The organism is Rhizocola hellebori (assembly GCF_016862955.1).
Lineage (GTDB): Bacteria > Actinomycetota > Actinomycetes > Mycobacteriales > Micromonosporaceae > Rhizocola > Rhizocola hellebori.
The window spans coordinates 159265-174742 of sequence record NZ_BONY01000006.1 but is presented as its reverse complement, the minus strand read 5'-3'; the positions used below and the strand labels follow the sequence as shown (position 1 = coordinate 174742).

The 15478-nt window shown below is 64.3% G+C and carries 15 protein-coding genes; 6 read left to right on the top strand and 9 right to left on the bottom strand.

Going from position 1 to position 15478, the window contains the following annotated elements:
* Window positions 1-5 precede the first annotated feature (5 nt).
* The gene (locus Rhe02_RS06735; protein WP_203907199.1) at window positions 6-548 is read right to left on the bottom strand and encodes a PadR family transcriptional regulator; all 543 of its coding nucleotides are present in this window, start codon (window positions 546-548) and stop codon (window positions 6-8) included.
* 102 nt (window positions 549-650) lie between these two features.
* Between Rhe02_RS06735 and Rhe02_RS06730 the strand changes: the two genes are divergently transcribed.
* Window positions 651-1946 carry a trypsin-like serine protease gene (locus tag Rhe02_RS06730; RefSeq protein WP_203907198.1) on the top strand — a complete coding sequence of 432 codons (1296 nt, stop codon included), beginning with the start codon at window positions 651-653 and terminating at the stop codon, window positions 1944-1946.
* Entirely contained in the window at window positions 1946-2278 is a 333-nt protein-coding gene (locus tag Rhe02_RS06725) for a hypothetical protein (RefSeq protein ID WP_203907197.1), read from the top strand. The genes Rhe02_RS06730 and Rhe02_RS06725 overlap by 1 nt, the downstream gene beginning before the upstream one ends.
* A gap of 58 nt (window positions 2279-2336) precedes the next feature.
* On the opposite strand, the gene Rhe02_RS06720 is transcribed toward Rhe02_RS06725, so the two are convergent.
* A complete protein-coding gene (locus tag Rhe02_RS06720; RefSeq protein ID WP_203907196.1) occupies window positions 2337-3038 on the bottom strand; it encodes an MBL fold metallo-hydrolase in 702 nt (233 codons plus the stop codon).
* Between the two features lie 28 nt (window positions 3039-3066).
* Between Rhe02_RS06720 and Rhe02_RS06715 the strand changes: the two genes are divergently transcribed.
* Entirely contained in the window at window positions 3067-3225 is a 159-nt protein-coding gene (locus tag Rhe02_RS06715; protein ID WP_203907195.1) for a MerR family transcriptional regulator, read from the top strand.
* A gap of 54 nt (window positions 3226-3279) precedes the next feature.
* Here the strand turns inward: Rhe02_RS06715 and Rhe02_RS06710 are convergent, their stop codons facing one another.
* The 3 genes from Rhe02_RS06710 to Rhe02_RS06700 form a co-directional block, all read right to left on the bottom strand.
* Window positions 3280-5697 carry a phosphoketolase family protein gene (locus Rhe02_RS06710; protein ID WP_373320602.1) on the bottom strand — a complete coding sequence of 806 codons (2418 nt, stop codon included), beginning with the start codon at window positions 5695-5697 and terminating at the stop codon, window positions 3280-3282.
* 242 nt (window positions 5698-5939) lie between these two features.
* Window positions 5940-6518 (bottom strand): nucleotidyl transferase AbiEii/AbiGii toxin family protein, encoded by a 579-nt coding sequence (locus Rhe02_RS50860; protein ID WP_203907194.1) that lies wholly within the window; start codon window positions 6516-6518, stop codon window positions 5940-5942.
* The gene (locus Rhe02_RS06700) at window positions 6511-7152 is read right to left on the bottom strand and encodes a type IV toxin-antitoxin system AbiEi family antitoxin domain-containing protein (protein ID WP_203907193.1); all 642 of its coding nucleotides are present in this window, start codon (window positions 7150-7152) and stop codon (window positions 6511-6513) included. The genes Rhe02_RS50860 and Rhe02_RS06700 overlap by 8 nt, the downstream gene beginning before the upstream one ends.
* A gap of 330 nt (window positions 7153-7482) precedes the next feature.
* Between Rhe02_RS06700 and rox the strand changes: the two genes are divergently transcribed.
* On the top strand, window positions 7483-8907 hold the full coding sequence (gene rox / locus Rhe02_RS06695) for a rifampin monooxygenase (protein ID WP_203907240.1): 1425 nt from the start codon (window positions 7483-7485) through the stop codon (window positions 8905-8907).
* 15 nt (window positions 8908-8922) lie between these two features.
* On the opposite strand, the gene Rhe02_RS06690 is transcribed toward rox, so the two are convergent.
* From Rhe02_RS06690 to Rhe02_RS06680, 4 genes are all read right to left on the bottom strand, one after another.
* Window positions 8923-9828 (bottom strand): hypothetical protein, encoded by a 906-nt coding sequence (locus Rhe02_RS06690; RefSeq protein WP_203907192.1) that lies wholly within the window; start codon window positions 9826-9828, stop codon window positions 8923-8925.
* Window positions 9825-9959, bottom strand: a complete 135-nt coding sequence (locus tag Rhe02_RS50485; RefSeq protein WP_275412597.1) for a hypothetical protein — start codon at window positions 9957-9959, stop codon at window positions 9825-9827. The genes Rhe02_RS06690 and Rhe02_RS50485 overlap by 4 nt, the downstream gene beginning before the upstream one ends.
* A 238-nt stretch (window positions 9960-10197) precedes the next feature.
* The gene (locus Rhe02_RS06685) at window positions 10198-11445 is read right to left on the bottom strand and encodes a NucA/NucB deoxyribonuclease domain-containing protein (RefSeq protein WP_203907191.1); all 1248 of its coding nucleotides are present in this window, start codon (window positions 11443-11445) and stop codon (window positions 10198-10200) included.
* 2060 nt (window positions 11446-13505) lie between these two features.
* Window positions 13506-13808, bottom strand: coding sequence for a hypothetical protein (locus tag Rhe02_RS06680; RefSeq protein ID WP_203907190.1), 303 nt, complete (start codon window positions 13806-13808; stop codon window positions 13506-13508).
* A 538-nt stretch (window positions 13809-14346) separates the two neighbouring features.
* Between Rhe02_RS06680 and Rhe02_RS49670 the strand changes: the two genes are divergently transcribed.
* Window positions 14347-14796, top strand: a complete 450-nt coding sequence (locus Rhe02_RS49670) for a site-specific integrase (protein WP_239123467.1) — start codon at window positions 14347-14349, stop codon at window positions 14794-14796.
* A 22-nt stretch (window positions 14797-14818) separates the two neighbouring features.
* Window positions 14819-15391, top strand: coding sequence for a hypothetical protein (locus tag Rhe02_RS06670; RefSeq protein ID WP_203907189.1), 573 nt, complete (start codon window positions 14819-14821; stop codon window positions 15389-15391).
* Window positions 15392-15478: the final 87 nt, after the last annotated feature.

The following is a 15478-nucleotide window of genomic DNA, read 5'->3' as shown; positions in this document are numbered from 1 at the left end:
CCCCCTTATGAACGCGCCACCTCGCGGTGCAGCGCATCGACACGGTCAAGCGTGGTCTGCATCCAGCGCACATCGGCGTCGAGATGCTGAATGGCATAGTCGGCGGCGGCCACGTCGGCGATGGACGCCTGTGGATCGCTGCGCTCCTTGGTCAGCTCACGCATCCGGTTCACGTGGGCACGGCGTTGCGCGGAAAGGTAGGCGCGCGCCGCCACGGCGTCGTCGGAGCCGAACAGGGCGACGATCACCTTGGTCAGCACGGTGCTCTGCACATGCGGCGCCGGCTCCTCGACCGCCGCCAGCCAGCCGGCCAGCTTCTCGCGCCCTTGCTCGGTGAGCACATAGGACATCCGCTCCGGACCCGCGCCCTTGTCCTGCCCGGCCTCATCGATCAGCCCGTCCCGGATCAGCCGGCCGATGGTGGCGTAGACCTGCCCGAACGCCAGCGGCCGGGCGCGCGGCAGCCGGTTATCGTGCTCCCGCTTCAGCTCGTAACCGTGGCGCGGCCCGCGGGCCAGCAGTCCGAGCAAGACGAAGGCGGTGGACACCGCCCAAGTATTCACTGAGCGAATAGCTTCGTCAACCTCTAACGATAGAGGTCGGTTTAGCACCCGCCGTCGGCGTACAGTGCCGACCCATGGGGAATCGCTATGTTTAAATATCGCTGGATCAGCCTGGCGACCGCGACCACCACGCTCGTGGCCGCCGGTTGGATCGCCACGGGCGCAACGGGTTACGCCGCCGCCGAGGAACCCCGCCACCAGAGCGGCATCGCCCTTGTCGGTCCGGCCGACCTGCATCCGGCCCGGCCCGCGGAGGCCGCGGCTGAGGCGTTCTCCGCGGCGTACCAGCTCGCGCTGGAGCACCCGCAGGAGTTCGGATACCCGTGGCTGGACCCGAAGACCGGCTCGGTCAGCGTGGCGGTTACCGGCTCGGCCGGATCGAGCATGGCCCGCCAGCTCGCGACCGCCGCGCCGGCAAAGGTGCGGCAGGTCAGCCGTTCCCTCGGTCAGCTGGAGCAGATCAAGGAGGAAGTCACCACCCTGCAAGATCTTAGGGTGCCAGACGCGGAGGCCATCTTCATGGCCGAGCCGGACGGGGAACACAACCGGATCACCATCACCGTCGACCGGCTCAGTGACAATCTGATGGCGGCGCTGGCGAAACGCTTTGGCACCGAAGCGATCGGGGTAAGAGTTCAGACCCAGCGGCCACGCGCCGGCACAGACTTCGGGCGCGACGCTGACGACTGGCCGTTCTGGGGCGGGGCACAGATCAGCACCCCCGTCGGCACCTGTACCTCCGGCTTCCCCTGGGTGTCGGGCTCGACCAGCTACATGATCACTGCTGGGCATTGCGTCAGGGACGGCGGCAACGTGCACACCCCGATCGCCTACGTCGGCACCGTGACCGCCACGACGCGGGAAAACTGGTCCGCGACAACGGGAACCACCCTGTTCCCCGGAGAGACCGGCTACCGCGGAGATGTGTCACTGGTGGAGGTCACCTCGGGCAAGACCAGCGGCTACAGCATCTATCGTGGCCCGGCCGGCTCGACGAGCAGCGGCACGGTCAAGGAGATGTGGAGCCGCTCGCCCGCATACGGAGACCAGTACTGCACCGGCGGGTACAGAACCGGTGAGCTGTGCGGCTGGTCGGTCAACGGCTACAACGCCAATATCAAGTACGACAAGGACGGCCCGAATGTCTGGGCGCGCAACATGATTGCAGGCGTCAAAGAGGGTCAATGCAATATCCCGGGCGACTCCGGCTCCCCGGTCTACACTGTCCGCGGCGACGGAGGCATCGCGGCCAAGGGAATCCACAGCGGCACCGCGGGCGGCGGTGGCGACAGCTGGGGCGGCGCCTTCGACCCTTGCTACGAATACTTCACCGACATCAGGGTGGCTTGGTTCTATTTCCCCGGAGGGCTGAGGCTTGGATGATGAGTAAACTGGCCGCCGCGCTGATGGTCTTGGCCATCAGCGCCGGCTGTTCGTCGGCGGCGGCCACGACGGTGCAAGTGGATAGCTATCGCCGCGGCGCGGACGACAAACACCTCACCGTGTCGGTGGTTATCGGCGAGCGCGACAGCATCGAGGGCACGACGACGACGGAGGACGCCAAGCAGGTCACCGTCGACGTGCGGGTGAAGCGAGCCGGCGGAACGGGAACAGATCTGGGTGTCGTCCATCAGCTGGAGGTCACCCTCACCGACCCGCTCGCGCAACGGCTCGTCGTCGACGGCACCGGACATACCGTGCCGCAGAAGCAATAACAGCCCATCCGGTCATCGCTGGAAATCCCAGCGCTGGCCGGGCGGCAGGCACACCACGTCAAGCCCGGGCGGCGCCATGGCGGCGGCGTCGGCAGCGGACCCGTGGCGCCGGAACACCAGCGACAGCACATCTGGCGTGGGCGTCGTGCACCGCCACCAGCGTCCGCGCGCCCAGGGCGACCGCGCCCGCCACCGCCTGCGCCGGTCCCATCACCAGGGGCGGCCCGATTATCGGCCGTAATCCGTTGGTGGGCAGGAAAGCCACGTCCACCGGTGCGCTTTCGGCCCTATACCGGTGCAGCAGGGTCACGTCCTCGATTTCGCCACCGAAGAAGACCCGGGTGTGCTCGCTGGTCAGCACGTAGGCGTTGTTGCGCCCGAGCAGGGTACGTCCCGCGGGAACCGCCTCCAGCGACAGCGTCGGGGTCAGCGCGCAGCGCTCGTGCCAGGCCAGGACGCGCACGTTTGAGTACCCGAGTCCTCGCGCCTGGCGGGCCATTCGCTGCCCGCTGACGTAGACCGGCGTGGCCCGATGCTGGATTTGGGCCAGCGCCCGCAGGTCCCAGTGGTTGGGTGCCGAGCTGGTCGCGATGATGGCGGTAAGCGGCGGCAGCTGATCGATCGGCAGGCCGAGCGGCTCGCCCCGGCGCAGGTACCAGCGTTGCGTGAACCACGGATCGGTCAGCACAGCCTGGCCGTGCAGCTCAAGCAGGACACAGGAGTTGGCGACCCGGGTCAGCGAAAAGTTGGGTTTGCTCATGGCACCCACCGTGCAGCTTAATGTGCACATGAAGTCAACCGGCGTCTCGACGATAGGCGAGCTGGCGCAGCAGTTCGGCCTGCCCACCCATGTGCTGCGGCATTGGGAGAGCATGGGCCTGCTGGAGCCGAGCCGCGACGGGATCGGCCAACGTCGCTACGGCGAAGCCGATGTCACCCGCGTTTGATCAATGTCCCCATGCCAAGGAGCAGATCGCCGCCCGGATACCACCACCGCGCAGCTAGCTTTCGCCTTTCAGCGACCAGTCGAGCACCTCCGGCATGTCCTGCAAGTGCTCCACCACATAGGCCGCGTGCCGATCCAGCTGGGCCTGGCACCACCGCTGGACTTCCGCGGCGCCACCGATGGTTCGGCGGGTGTTGTTGATGGCATCCATGACCAGGTGGTAACGCGACGCTCGGTTGCGCACCGTCATGTCGAACGGTGTCGTGGTCGTCCCCTCCTCGATGAAGCCCCGCACGTGGAAACGGTCGGCGTCGGGACGTCCGTGCACCAGCTGATGGATCGCCCCCGGGTACCCGTGGAAGGCGAAGACGACATCGACCGTGTCGGTGAACAGCTCCCGGAATTGTTCACTGGACATGCCATGCGGATGGTCCTTGGGCCGGGAAAGCGTCATCAGGTCCACGACGTTGACCACCCGCACCCGCAGACCGGGCAGCCGCTCGGCCAGAATCTGAGCCGCCGCAACGGTTTCCATGGTGACAATGTCACCGGCGCAGGCCAGCACGACGTCAGGGTCGCCGCCGCCCTCATCCGTTCCGGCCCAGCGCCAGATGCCAGCGCCACGCGCGCAATGCTCCACGGCCTGATCGATGGTGAGCCACTGCAGCTGCGGTTGTTTGTCGATGACAATCAGATTGAGGTACGACCGCGACCTGAAACAGTGGTCGGCCACCGAAAGCAAGCAGTTGGCGTCCGGCGGCAGGTAGATACGGGAGACACCGCCGCGCTGGGTGAGCACGGTCTGGATCAGCCCTGGGCCCTGATGCGAGAAACCGTTGTGGTCGTTGCGCCACGCCGTCGACGTCAGCAGGATGTTGAGGCTCGGCACGTCGGCACGCCAGGGCAGATGCCTTCCCTCGACCAGCCACTTGCCGTGCTGCACCGTCTGCGAGGCGCTCACCATGGCGAAAGCTTCGTAGGTGGCGAACATCCCGTGCCGGCCGGTGAGTGTGTATCCCTCCAGCCAGCCGTGGCAGCTGTGCTCGGAAAGCACCTCCATCACGCGTCCGTCTCGGGACAGCGCCACATCTTCTGGTACCACACGTTCCATAAAAGCCCGATCGGAAACCTCAAAAACCGCGCCGAGGCGATTGCTGTTCGTCTCGTCTGGGCAGAACAGCCGGAAGTTGTCCGGGTTGCGCGAATAGATGTCGCGCAACAGCTCGCCGAGACGGCGGGTGGACTCGGCCCGCGTCGATCCCGGTTGTGCCACCTGCACCGCGTAGCCGCGGAAGTCGGGCAGGTCGAGGTCCTTGGTGAGCAAGCCCCCGTTGGCATGTGGGCTCGCGCTCATGCGCAATTCGCCCCGCGGGTTGGCCTCGGTCACCAGCGCCGTAGGCGCCCCGGTGGAATCGAACAGCTCCTCGGGACGGTAAGAGCGCAGCCACTTCTCCAGCATCGCCAGATGGTCGGCGTTCTCGCGCACCCCGGACAGCGGCACCTGATGCGCCCGCCAGGTGCCCTCGACCGTTATCCCGTCGACGGTGTGCGGCCCGGTCCACCCCTTCGGCGTACGCAGGACAATCAATGGCCAACGCGGCCTTGCGCTGTCGCCTTTCCCGCTGCGGGCGGCCTGCTGAATGGCCCTAATTTCGGCCCAGGCCCGCGCCAGCGCGGCGGCGAAACGATAATGCATGCCGGGCAGGTCCGAGCCCTCGACCTCGACAACCTGGTAGCCGTGCCCCTCCAGCAGCTTGCGCACCTCGGCGGGATCCTTGCGCCCCAACACGGTCGGCCCGGCGATCTTCGCCCCGTTCAGATGCAGCACCGGCAACACTGCTCCGTCGCGGGCCGCATTGAGGAAGGAGATGCCCTTCCAGGAGCCCTCCAGCGCCCCGGTTTCGGCCTCGCCGTCGCCAACCACAGCCACCGCCAGCAGCTCCGGGTTGTCCATGACCGCACCAAACGCGTGCACCAGCACGTAACCCAGCTCGCCACCCTCATGGATAGACCCCGGAGTCGTCACCGAGGCGTGACTGGGAATGCCACCCGGGCTCGAAAACTGGCGGAACAACTTCAACAGCCCAGCTTCGGAGAGCGGCACCTGCGGATATAGCTCGCTGTAAGTACCCTCCAGGTAGCCCGCCGCAACCAGCGCGGGACCGCCGTGTCCCGGCCCCGCCAGGTAGATTGCCTGCTGGCCGGTATGCTGAATCAGCCGGGAAACGTGCGCGTAAATGAACGACAGCCCAGGGCTGGTTCCCCAATGCCCCAACAACCGCGGCTTGATGTGCCGCGGCGCGAGCGGCTCGCGCAGCAACGGGTTAGCCTGCAGATAGATCTGCCCGACCGTCAGATAGTTGTTGGCTCGCCACCAGGCATCGATCCGGCCCACCTCCTCCGCGCTGGGGTTGGCCAATGCCTCCGCGGCAAGACTCGGATCCGTTGTCCTGTAACGCTCGACGGTCGTCACCCGGTGCTCCTTCTCCCCTGTGCCGCATCCATCACGCTTGGCTGACGCGCGGGCCAGCGGTCCCTGCGCACACCAGGCACCGCTTCAATCACAGCCTTCAGGCTATCGATCCGCCGCGCTGCCCGGTGCGGTTTCCACAAACACGCTGCCGCACTCAAGAAGGCCTTGGCTAGCTCCACGTTTCGCCTTGTGCGCTCGCCCATGCATTCCGCACCGCGAGCAATGCGTCTTCAGGCCCGACGTTAAGCCGGGTCTGCCCTGCTAGTGCAGCTTCCCACTCGCGCACACCAGGCGTCAGTCTTCCATCCCACAAAAGACGCGATCGTCGGCACCTGGAGCAAAGCCGGTCGCGCATCCCGATAGCGCTGCTCCAGATGCCTTATTTCTACGGGCCACCTTGTGTAGTTCGCGCCATCAAGCAGCTGAATCTTGATCGCGATGCCCTCGGAGGTCTGGAGAACGGCTGGCTGGACGTCATCACGAGGGGAGAAGCCGGGATTCCAGGACACCCTGCCGTGGGTCCGCAGAAGTTGGCTGGCGATCGTCTTGGTCAGTCGGTCGGCCAATTCTCTCCTCGGTACCAGGGAGAGAAGGTCGATGTCCTCGCTGAGCCGCGCGTGCAACAGGTGAGTTCGGCTCAGCGCTGTTCCGCCGAAGAAGATTACGTCGCCGGCGAGTTGTGCGGCGATGGCGGCCAATACATGGGAGATCGCGTGATCTCGCCGGACCTGATCGTCCGAGACGCCAAATCGATCGGCTTCACGCGCCAGATCCTCCGCGGACAGCCCGAAGGAGGGCGCGGGCGAAGTTCGCTCATTCATCCAAATCCTCCATCTTGAGGACCCGATCCAAGGCTCGCTTCAGCCGTTGATGTGCTGCGATATCGCGGAGAATCTCCGGATCGCAACGAGGCAGCAGCGCCCGAATCGCCGACTCAGCCTCTTGTTGGAGACCTTCGGCGCCTGCGAGATGGGCAAGTTCAAGCACCGTCTGCTCCGGCGTGGTCACTAGACATCCACCCATATCTGTTTGGAGCATCTCGACGTGCATCGCATCTAGGTCGCGAACGAAGAAGCGGATTGTCGCCGCGCGGTCCGTCAACATTATCGACTCCCTTCGCCGCGGCGCGGCGACGCTGGCAACGGCAATGGCGCGCGGGACGCCGCGATGTAGCCGCGCGGCCGCCATTCCCATCAACGCATAGCCGCCAGCGCCGAATTCTGCAGCAGCGATCCCGGCCGCTGCCCCTTCAAGTGAAGGGAGCCAATTTCGGCCGACGCGGTCTTGCGGAACGATCGCGTAGAAGCCTGGTGCGAGCCGGTGGAGCAGCCCGCTTTCGGCCAGACGAGCAAGCTGGGACCGCGCGTGAGCATAGACAGTGATGTCCCGTGGGCGTACGGTGCGCAGCGGTGCCTGAGCCAGCTCAGGCGGTAGCCCGGCCTGCCTCGTAGCCATCGCAACTCCTTCGATTGTCATCATTCTTACGGCTATCGTACCCCTCGACAGTACGCTAGCCGTAATAATGATGACAATCAATCTGTCTGAGCGCTCCCGCCAGAGGCTTCTGGGGAAGACTGGACGGGATGATGTTCGGGCTTGTAGTTTGCAGTTGACCGTTACGCCGCCCAAGGAGGTGAGACCCATGAACTCTGTATCGATGTGGGTGCTCCCCCTTCCCGTCACGGTCGGGCGATTGACGTAGGTGTCGCCGGGAGCGCCTCGCCAACAAGGCATTCCCGAAAGGCAATACTCATGGACTCTCTGCAATTCACCACCGCGCCGGTCATGTTCGACGTGATCATTGCCGGGTGCGGGCCGACCGGCGCGATGCTGGCCGCCGAGCTGCGGCTGCACAATGTGCGGGTGCTCGTCCTGGAGCAGGAAACCGAGCCCGTGTCGTTCGTGCGCATAGTCGGTCTGCACATTCGCAGCATCGAGCTGATGGCCATGCGCGGCCTGTTGGAGCGCATCGCCGAACGCGCAAGACGGCGTCCCGCCGGTGGCTTCTTCGCCGCCATCAACAAACCCGTGCCCGAGGGCTTGGATTCCGCGCACGCCTACCTGCTGGGCATCCCGCAGCCGGTCATCGTGCATTTGCTCGAAGAACACGCGATCGAGCTGGGCGCGCAGGTGCGGCGCGGTTGCGCGGTGGCCGGTTTCGAACAGGACGACCAGGGCGTAACCATCGAACTGGCCGACGGGGAGAAACTGCGCTCGCGCTATCTCGTCGGCTGCGACGGCGCGCGCAGCAGTGTGCGCAAACTACTCGGCGTCGGCTTCCCCGGCGAGCCCTCACGGACCGAAACACTGATGGGCGAGATGAAAGTGGTTGCGCCGCCGGAGGAAATCGCCGCCAAGGTGGCCCAAATCAGCCAGACCCATCGGCCATTCTGGCTCAGGCCCTTCGGCGAGGGCGTCTACAGCGTCGTAGTCCCAGCCGCAGGCGTCACCGATCGCTCGGAACCGCCGACCCTCGAGGATTTCAAACAACAATTGCATTCCATCGCGGGTACCGATTTCGGCGTGCACTCCCCGCGCTGGCTCTCCCGCTTCGGGGACGCCACCCGGCTCGCCGAACACTATCGCGTCCAGCGGGTTCTGCTTGCCGGCGATGCCGCACACATCCATCCGCCGCTCGGCGGCCAGGGCCTCAACCTGGGCGTCCAGGACGCCTTCAACCTCGGCTGGAAACTGGCCGCACAGATCCACGGCTGGGCGCCAGAAACGCTGCTGGACACCTACCAGACCGAACGTCGTCCCGTCGCCGAGGACGTGCTCGACAACACCCGCGCCCAGATGCAACTGTCCTCCCCCGAACCCGGCCCGCAAGCCGTACGCAGACTCCTCACCGAGCTGATGGACTTCAATGAAGTGAACCGCCTTCTGATCGAAAAGATCACCGCGATCAACATCCGCTACGACTTCGGCGCCGGCCCCGACCTGCTCGGCCGCCGCCTACGCGACATCGACGTCAAACACGGCCACCTCTACGACCTGCTGCACCGTGGCCGCGGCCTCCTGCTGGACCGCACCGAACGCTTGAGCGTCGGCGGCTGGTCAGACCGGGTCGACTACCTCGCGGACCCCACAGCCGCACTGGACTTCCCATGTGTCCTGCTACGCCCCGACGGCCACGTGGCCTGGATCGGCAACGATCAGCAAGACCTAGACGACCACCTCGCCCGCTGGTTCGGCAACCCCACCAACTAACTCGGCCACCGATCGTCAGGATCCGGTCTGGACGGCAGATTGTTCCGTAGCTCGCCGGATCGCTGTCACGGCATAGAACATCGCGTAGACGCCGAACGGGAGAAGGGCGTGTGGCATGAGGACAGCGTCATCGGCGACCTGGAACCGCTCGTAGGCATTGAGAACTCCGAACGAGTTGTTGGTGAGCGCGTAGACGAACCACATCGGCGCGTGCTCACCGACAAACACGGATAGCTCGGGCGCGCCCGGCACGACACTCCCCACCCGGGGCCAGAACTCCACGACGATGGCCACGTCGAGCACCACTAGCCACGCGAGAAGGCCTCCGAGCACCCCACGAACACTGTGCCGCCGTTGCGCGGTCTTGGCTACCAGGAAAAGCAGCGCGACAAGGCCCGGTGCCCAGACAACCACACCGGCGAGTATCTCTTTGTAGTAGATCCCTTCGCCAGCCAGCGTGGGTACCAGCAGCAATGACACGATGACCGAGAGCCCAACAGCGACGGCGAGTGCGGCCGGCCCGGTCATGACACTGCGCGCGCCGAACCAGCGGCCGACCAGCCCAGCAAGCAGCGCGTTGACGATTATCAATCCTAATAGGGCGAGGCTGAGGTCCTCCCCGGTCAGGGACGGCAGCATCCACCCCAGCGCCAGGCCGACAAGCACGATGAGGCACAGCAGGCTTGCCGGACCAGCGAGCAGGAAGAACGCGGTGCCAGCCGTGCGCCAGGTGAACCCGATGGCGGGCGCCTGCGCGGGACGCGCGAAGGCAAGACCCACCGCATAGGACAACGCATGCAGTGAACCTCGTTGCGAAGCAAGGAAATCCAGCTCAGCCAGCCACTCGCGGCGCATCTGCGACTCGTCGGGCCAGCGCCGCGCGGCAGCGGTGACCAGTGCCCGGCTCAAGGCTCGTATCACGACGGCCACACCACTTTCGCCGTGGCGGGCGCCGCGGCGGTGCTCTGATGCAGCCCGGACAGCTGCCGGCCGTAGCGGGCTTCCTCCACATTGGAGGAGAGCACTCTCGCGGTCGGGATCGTCAGTCGCACGCGACCACTCTATCGCTCTTCGACATAGGGTCAACCCTCACCGAGCGCGGAGCGCCTCCTTGGCCACCCCGCCCTTCGGGCACCGTCTGCTATGTAGATATTTCTCTGTGGGGATACGACCGATCGAGGCCCGCTATCCATCCCTCAATCATCGGATGATCAACATCGTGCGCGAGCTGAACCGCGAGCCGAAACCCGTGTGGCTTGGTTGAGCCACACGGGTTTCCGGCGCCACCGATTACACCACCATCACCTGGAACCGGTCGTCGTGTAGGACACGGTTCCTGATGTAGAAATTGCCGAGATCGGTTCCGCCGCCGGTGTTCTGATCCAGCGGTATCCCGCAGACGCTGTACCCGAGCGAGTCACCGGCCCGCCGCGGGGTGAGCCAGCCGATCCCGCAGAAAAACGGTTCGGCGCCGTTGTTCCAGTTCAGGATCTGGAAGGTACGTCCGTACGGGTGGATTGGATTGGCCGCCCCCTCCTGGGTCGACGCGAACGGGTACTCGTCACAGCTCCAGCCGTTCGCGGGCGACTGCGGGCAGGCTCTGGCCCGGTTCGCGGCGTTCTGCGCTGAAATCTGGGTGCGGGTCAATATGGACGGTACCCCGAAGTTGATCGCCAGCTCGATGTGCCTGGCGTACTTGGGATAGCGGGTGCGGCCGATCTCGTGCAAGGGCCGTACCTGGCTGTATACGCAGCCGATCGAGAAGCGGATCCCGATCGCCTCGTCGCAGCGGTGGTCGGGCGCGCTGATCCGCAACGTGTTGGATACCGGGATAACCCAATCCGGGTTCCTGAACCAATAAGCCCAGGTCGACCACGCCCGCCAGACCGTGCCTTCCCCGTACGAGGTCGTGGAAAGCGTTGCCGAACCGCTACGAGACACGCCGGTGGCGATCGGGAACGCCGAGTTGAAGTTCATGCTCTCGAAATTGCAGTTCGCGGCGCACTCCGCCGTGGCAATGAGGTAGGTGTTGCCGACCGATCCCCACATGAGGGTGGGCGTGAGGGAGAAGCTGTGGGTCCACCGCGCGGAATTGCCGCTGGTCGAGGTCCCGGTGGTGATCGTGAAATACACCTGGCCGACCAGCACCTCGCGACCTTCGACCAAGGCGTAGACACTCAGCACGCCCGACACTCCGGAGATGCAAGCAGTGTGCCGGGTAAAGGCCCATTCGTTGACGCCGCAGAACTCCTGCACGCCGACCGCGTCGGGTGCCACGACGGCCGCATCGGGAGATGAGAGGGTCACACATGGGACCGTGGCAGTCTTGCCGGAGGCGAGCGCCATACGCCGGGCCTGCTGCAAGACCTGCTGACAATCCGGCTCCGGCTCTGCCTTGGTCGGAGCTGTTTGGAGGGGAATTTCTCGGAATGGAGCTGTTTGGCCGGGCACCGGTGGCGGCGCGGCAGCCATCGCCGGTACCGGTGTCGCGACGGGGACCAGACCCACCGCCGCAGCGAGCATGATTCTCATCAACATGTGCGCAAACTAGGTGCCCTATCTGGCCGCCGACTGGACGCCTTCTGGCCGCCGGCTGAATGCACCGGCTACTAAGTTCGCCTAGATCCTCGTACGCTACCAGCAGCCGCATGCTGGGCAGTGTTTGATCAGGCTCCTATGCAGTTCGATGTCAATCCGCTCATCCCCAATCGCATTGCATAATCACGCCATGCAGCGAGCAGCCGCAGCACATGCACTACTAGAGGACCTGCTGGCAGATTGGCAATGAAACGCTCGGCCACAACGCGACGCCGTGCGCTTTACATATATCTACTTGATTTGATGGCCGACAGCAACTTTTGTTTGCCTGCATGACAAACTTGCGCCATGACTGAGATCGACGGCTTTGATCCTGTTGGTCGCGAGGACATGTACTGACCCACCTGGCGCGTAAAGCCGACGGCGGCGGACGCCAGCTGCGCTGGGCGTGCACGGGGGTCGAGTCGCTTTTGCGGGTGCATTATGGAGCGATGGCTGATACGAATGATGCTGGGGCGATACCGCGCATTGGTACCCGGACATTGTCGCGGCGGGCGACGCCAGCCATGCCTGGCAGGCCGAGCTCGACCGGATCGGAGCACCACTTCACGCACGGCCACGGCAGAGCGTGAACTCTCATCGCACCGCAACCGTCGAAAGCGGCCAAGTGCACGCCGACCTTCTGTTGAGCCCGTGGAAGCGGCAGTTCTATCTCGCGCTGCTCGCTGACCGCTCGACTCTGCTGCAGGGGCATGCCGAAGACCTGGCGGCAGCGGCTGGCGCGGCACAGCTGTGGCTGTCCGGGGCGAGGCCGGGACAGGTCCCTGCGCCACAACCTGCTTGCCTTGTCGATCTCGCTGTTCCCCGCAGGTCATCGGACATCCAAACGGTGCGGCCGTCCATCTGAACCCTCCAGCAAACAGCCGACAGATATCTTCATTCCCGTAGTCGATCTGGCGATCTTCCGAGATCTGGGTGTCTTGGTAGTGCCGCCCGCCGGGCCGAAGGCTTAGGCGGTGCGTGCCGGTGCGGCTGGCCGCCCTTGGGCGGCCCTTGATCTCGTAGGGAAGTTTCGACACGGCGAATACGAGGTTTTGTTTACGAGGTTTTGATCATGACGGTCTGTGGCATGTTGTGGCCGGTAGGAGTCCTGATGTTACGCACGCGAGGCCGAGATTGTTGCGAGGCCCCGTTCGTGGTCGATTGGTTCACCTGGTTGCGGTGGTGTAGTTGGTGTTTCTTGTCCAGCTCTCCCTCTTTCCCTGTTCCCACAACGTTTTCCGTTCGCCACTTCGCCCGATGTTCCGGCATGCTTTGTGTATGAGCTGGAGCGGGAGCATGAAGGGTGGGTTGAAAGCTAAAGCGGGTAAGCGCCAGGGGTTGAAGGTTTCAGCCCGTCGAGGGTGACTGGCGCTGGTTGCCTCGGCGGGTGTGGATGGTGGCGGCGTTAGCCGCCTTTTTTGGCCTGTGTCGCGGTTCCGGTGGTGGCAACAGGTCGTTGGTTCGTGCAGGGCACGATCGAGGCGGGTAGGGGTGCGGCAACGCCTGCTGTGGCGGTGTTGGATTACTTCCAAGACACGCCATTGGGCGGTCCTCCGGCTAGAGTTGAGATCGAGATCAATCTCTTCTGCGATGGCGAAGTGTCTCGGCTCGCCTGCAGGTCCTAGCCTGATTCAGCAGGCTCGTTGCTGAGATGCCAGGAAAGATCGCGTTCGATCGGGTGGAAGAGCTTCCACCGGCGGGCGCGAGGTGATCCACAACGACCAAGCGGCGTATTGGACTGACGCCCCAAAGGTTGTACGCCAAATTGATCCGGCTCGCACGCCAGGCTCATGATCATTGTGGGCAGTAACTTTCAGCCATGTTCGTTGAATCGGTCATTGATGATGGTTGGCGCATTTGTGCAATGACCGCCCCGAACGCCTGCGCCCACGAGTCTGCCATCAACTGCGATCTGGTCATGAGCGCTCCGAGTGCGACTCCAACTCCCGAAAAAGTTGGGACACAGCAGTCTCTAAGACCAATTGGTCAGCAGCAAGTGACGATGCGCTTACAGATTGTTAGGAGGTCTCGAAGACGGGGTCAGAAAGACGCAGGTCAGCACTGACCCGCCGCAGAACGGCCTCCGAGTCAATCACCGCCGCAGTGAAGTTTTTCACAATGGGGTCAGAGATTTTTTTTAAGATCAGTGTGTAGTCCAGCATGGTTGGTAGCGCCAAGTAGGCGGCCAAGCCCGCGCTGAGCGCGCATCCAAACAGCCATCGCTGGCCAACCAATGTGGACGGGGACGCGTTCGCTTCGCAGACTGCGGCAAAGGCTGCCAGCACGCCCACGGCGAACGGTCGTATCCCCACGATCGCCATTGTGAACCATCTCGACGATCTCTGCCACTGAGGTCCTAAACGGAGAGGACGCCCGCCGAAGACCACTTTCCGCCAACGCAAAAGACTACTTCGACAACGAGGCCGAGGCACGCGCCTCCGTTTCCAGCATGCTCGAGCGCACCACCGGAGACGATTGGCGCGACCCTCACCCGCATTGTTGTCGACGCCGACCAGCGACGCAGCGCAGATGAGTAGGGATAGTCGCTGCCTTTCGGGCACCAGGGCCACCTGGAGCACAACCCGATTGATCGGCTCAGGGTCAAGTCGCGCCGCAAGCGGGTCGTCGACACTGTTGATCGGCGGGTGGTAGCGAACCCGGTTGAGGTTCGGGCGCTGTTAATAGCAGTCGCCTCGATCGGCGGAAGGATAATGGATCGCGGGCTTCGGCTGGTGGCGTTCTTCGCGTGTATGTACTTCGCCGGGATGCGTCCGCGCGAGGTGGCCTGGCTCCGCACGCATGACTGCCAGCTTCCGGAAAGTGGTTGGGGCCGTTTGACTCTGGAGGTCAACCGCACTGATGCGGGCAAGAAAGTGGACCGACTCTGGCGAGCGGCACGATACCCGTAGGCTCAAGCACCGGGCCGACAACGAGACCCGGTCGGTGCCGATCCCGCCCGAGCTGGTCCAGTTGCTCGTCTGGCACATCGCTACCTTCGGGTCTGCTCAGGACGGCAGGCTGTTCCGCAGCGAGGGCGGCGGCGTGATCGGCTCGACGACCTACAGCCGCGTTTGGGCCTCCGCACGCAACCTGGCGCTCTCCCCCGCTCAGATCTTGTCGGTCTTGGCGAAGCGTCCCTACGACCTTCGCCACGCGGCAGTGTCGTTGTGGCTCAACTCTGGGGTGCCCGCTACCGAGGTCGCCAGTCGGGCCGGGCAGTCGGTCGAGGTGCTGTTGCGGATCTACGCGAAGTGCATCGACGGCGACGAGGGGATCATGAACGCACGGATTGAAGCAGCACTCAGCTAGGTCGATTCAGTTATGCACACCGATGGATCTAGACAAGATGATTGAATACGGAGCTATGGCGCCGACATTCGGAGATGCGGAATTTGACAAGCTTGTTAGTGAAGCGCGCCAACAGACGGAGAACGCCGCTCATCGGAGGCAACAGGCGGACCTGGCTAGGAGGACAGCCCACGATCAAGCAAAGGCGCGGCAGCAGGCGCTCCTCGAACAGGCGGCTCGTGTTCTTGATCTGTGCAAAAAGGTCGCCAGCCGCGCTAGGGATCGTGAGCTGGATCCGGCACTGAAGCTGCGCGATTATCCGCCCCATGCAACGATTTTTGAACGACTTAGAGGGAAAACCGTCAACGCCTGGTCGATCTACGGGCCACGGATCACGCAGCAATATGACGGAGCGTCCCCCATAGGTGTCGACTCACAACCTGGGTTGGCGCTCGATACAGGCGGAACACTCCACGTTTACTACGGCGAAGGAAACAAGGCCTGGAGCAGTGTCGCGGTACGGTCGTCGTCTGACATTTTCCAACACTGGCACGAACCGGGTCACCTGGCAGCGACACTCGCAGGCTTCGTGTCGGCCCGTGGCCTGGATCGGTGATCACCCCACGCTTGCCGCCTGCCCAGAAGACCCGCACCAAGCCGGTCCCGGTACGATCGCCGGAAACCGGCTTTTGCCTTGTCGACC

What these genes read in the sequence shown, in the direction of transcription:
- Rhe02_RS06730 (WP_203907198.1), top strand. Translation starts at nt 651, where the DNA reads ATGTTTAAATATCGCTGGATCAGCCTGGCGACCGCGACCACCACGCTC.
- Rhe02_RS06725 (WP_203907197.1), top strand. Translation starts at nt 1,946, where the DNA reads ATGAGTAAACTGGCCGCCGCGCTGATGGTCTTGGCCATCAGCGCCGGC.
- Rhe02_RS06720 (WP_203907196.1), bottom strand. Translation starts at nt 3,038, where the DNA reads ATGAGCAAACCCAACTTTTCGCTGACCCGGGTCGCCAACTCCTGTGTC.
- Rhe02_RS06715 (WP_203907195.1), top strand. Translation starts at nt 3,067, where the DNA reads ATGAAGTCAACCGGCGTCTCGACGATAGGCGAGCTGGCGCAGCAGTTC.
- Rhe02_RS50860 (WP_203907194.1), bottom strand. Translation starts at nt 6,518, where the DNA reads ATGAATGAGCGAACTTCGCCCGCGCCCTCCTTCGGGCTGTCCGCGGAG.
- Rhe02_RS06700 (WP_203907193.1), bottom strand. Translation starts at nt 7,152, where the DNA reads ATGGCTACGAGGCAGGCCGGGCTACCGCCTGAGCTGGCTCAGGCACCG.
- rox (WP_203907240.1), top strand. Translation starts at nt 7,483, where the DNA reads ATGTTCGACGTGATCATTGCCGGGTGCGGGCCGACCGGCGCGATGCTG.
- Rhe02_RS06685 (WP_203907191.1), bottom strand. Translation starts at nt 11,445, where the DNA reads ATGTTGATGAGAATCATGCTCGCTGCGGCGGTGGGTCTGGTCCCCGTC.
- Rhe02_RS06680 (WP_203907190.1), bottom strand. Translation starts at nt 13,808, where the DNA reads ATGGCGATCGTGGGGATACGACCGTTCGCCGTGGGCGTGCTGGCAGCC.
- Rhe02_RS49670 (WP_239123467.1), top strand. Translation starts at nt 14,347, where the DNA reads ATGCGGGCAAGAAAGTGGACCGACTCTGGCGAGCGGCACGATACCCGT.
- Rhe02_RS06670 (WP_203907189.1), top strand. Translation starts at nt 14,819, where the DNA reads ATGGATCTAGACAAGATGATTGAATACGGAGCTATGGCGCCGACATTC.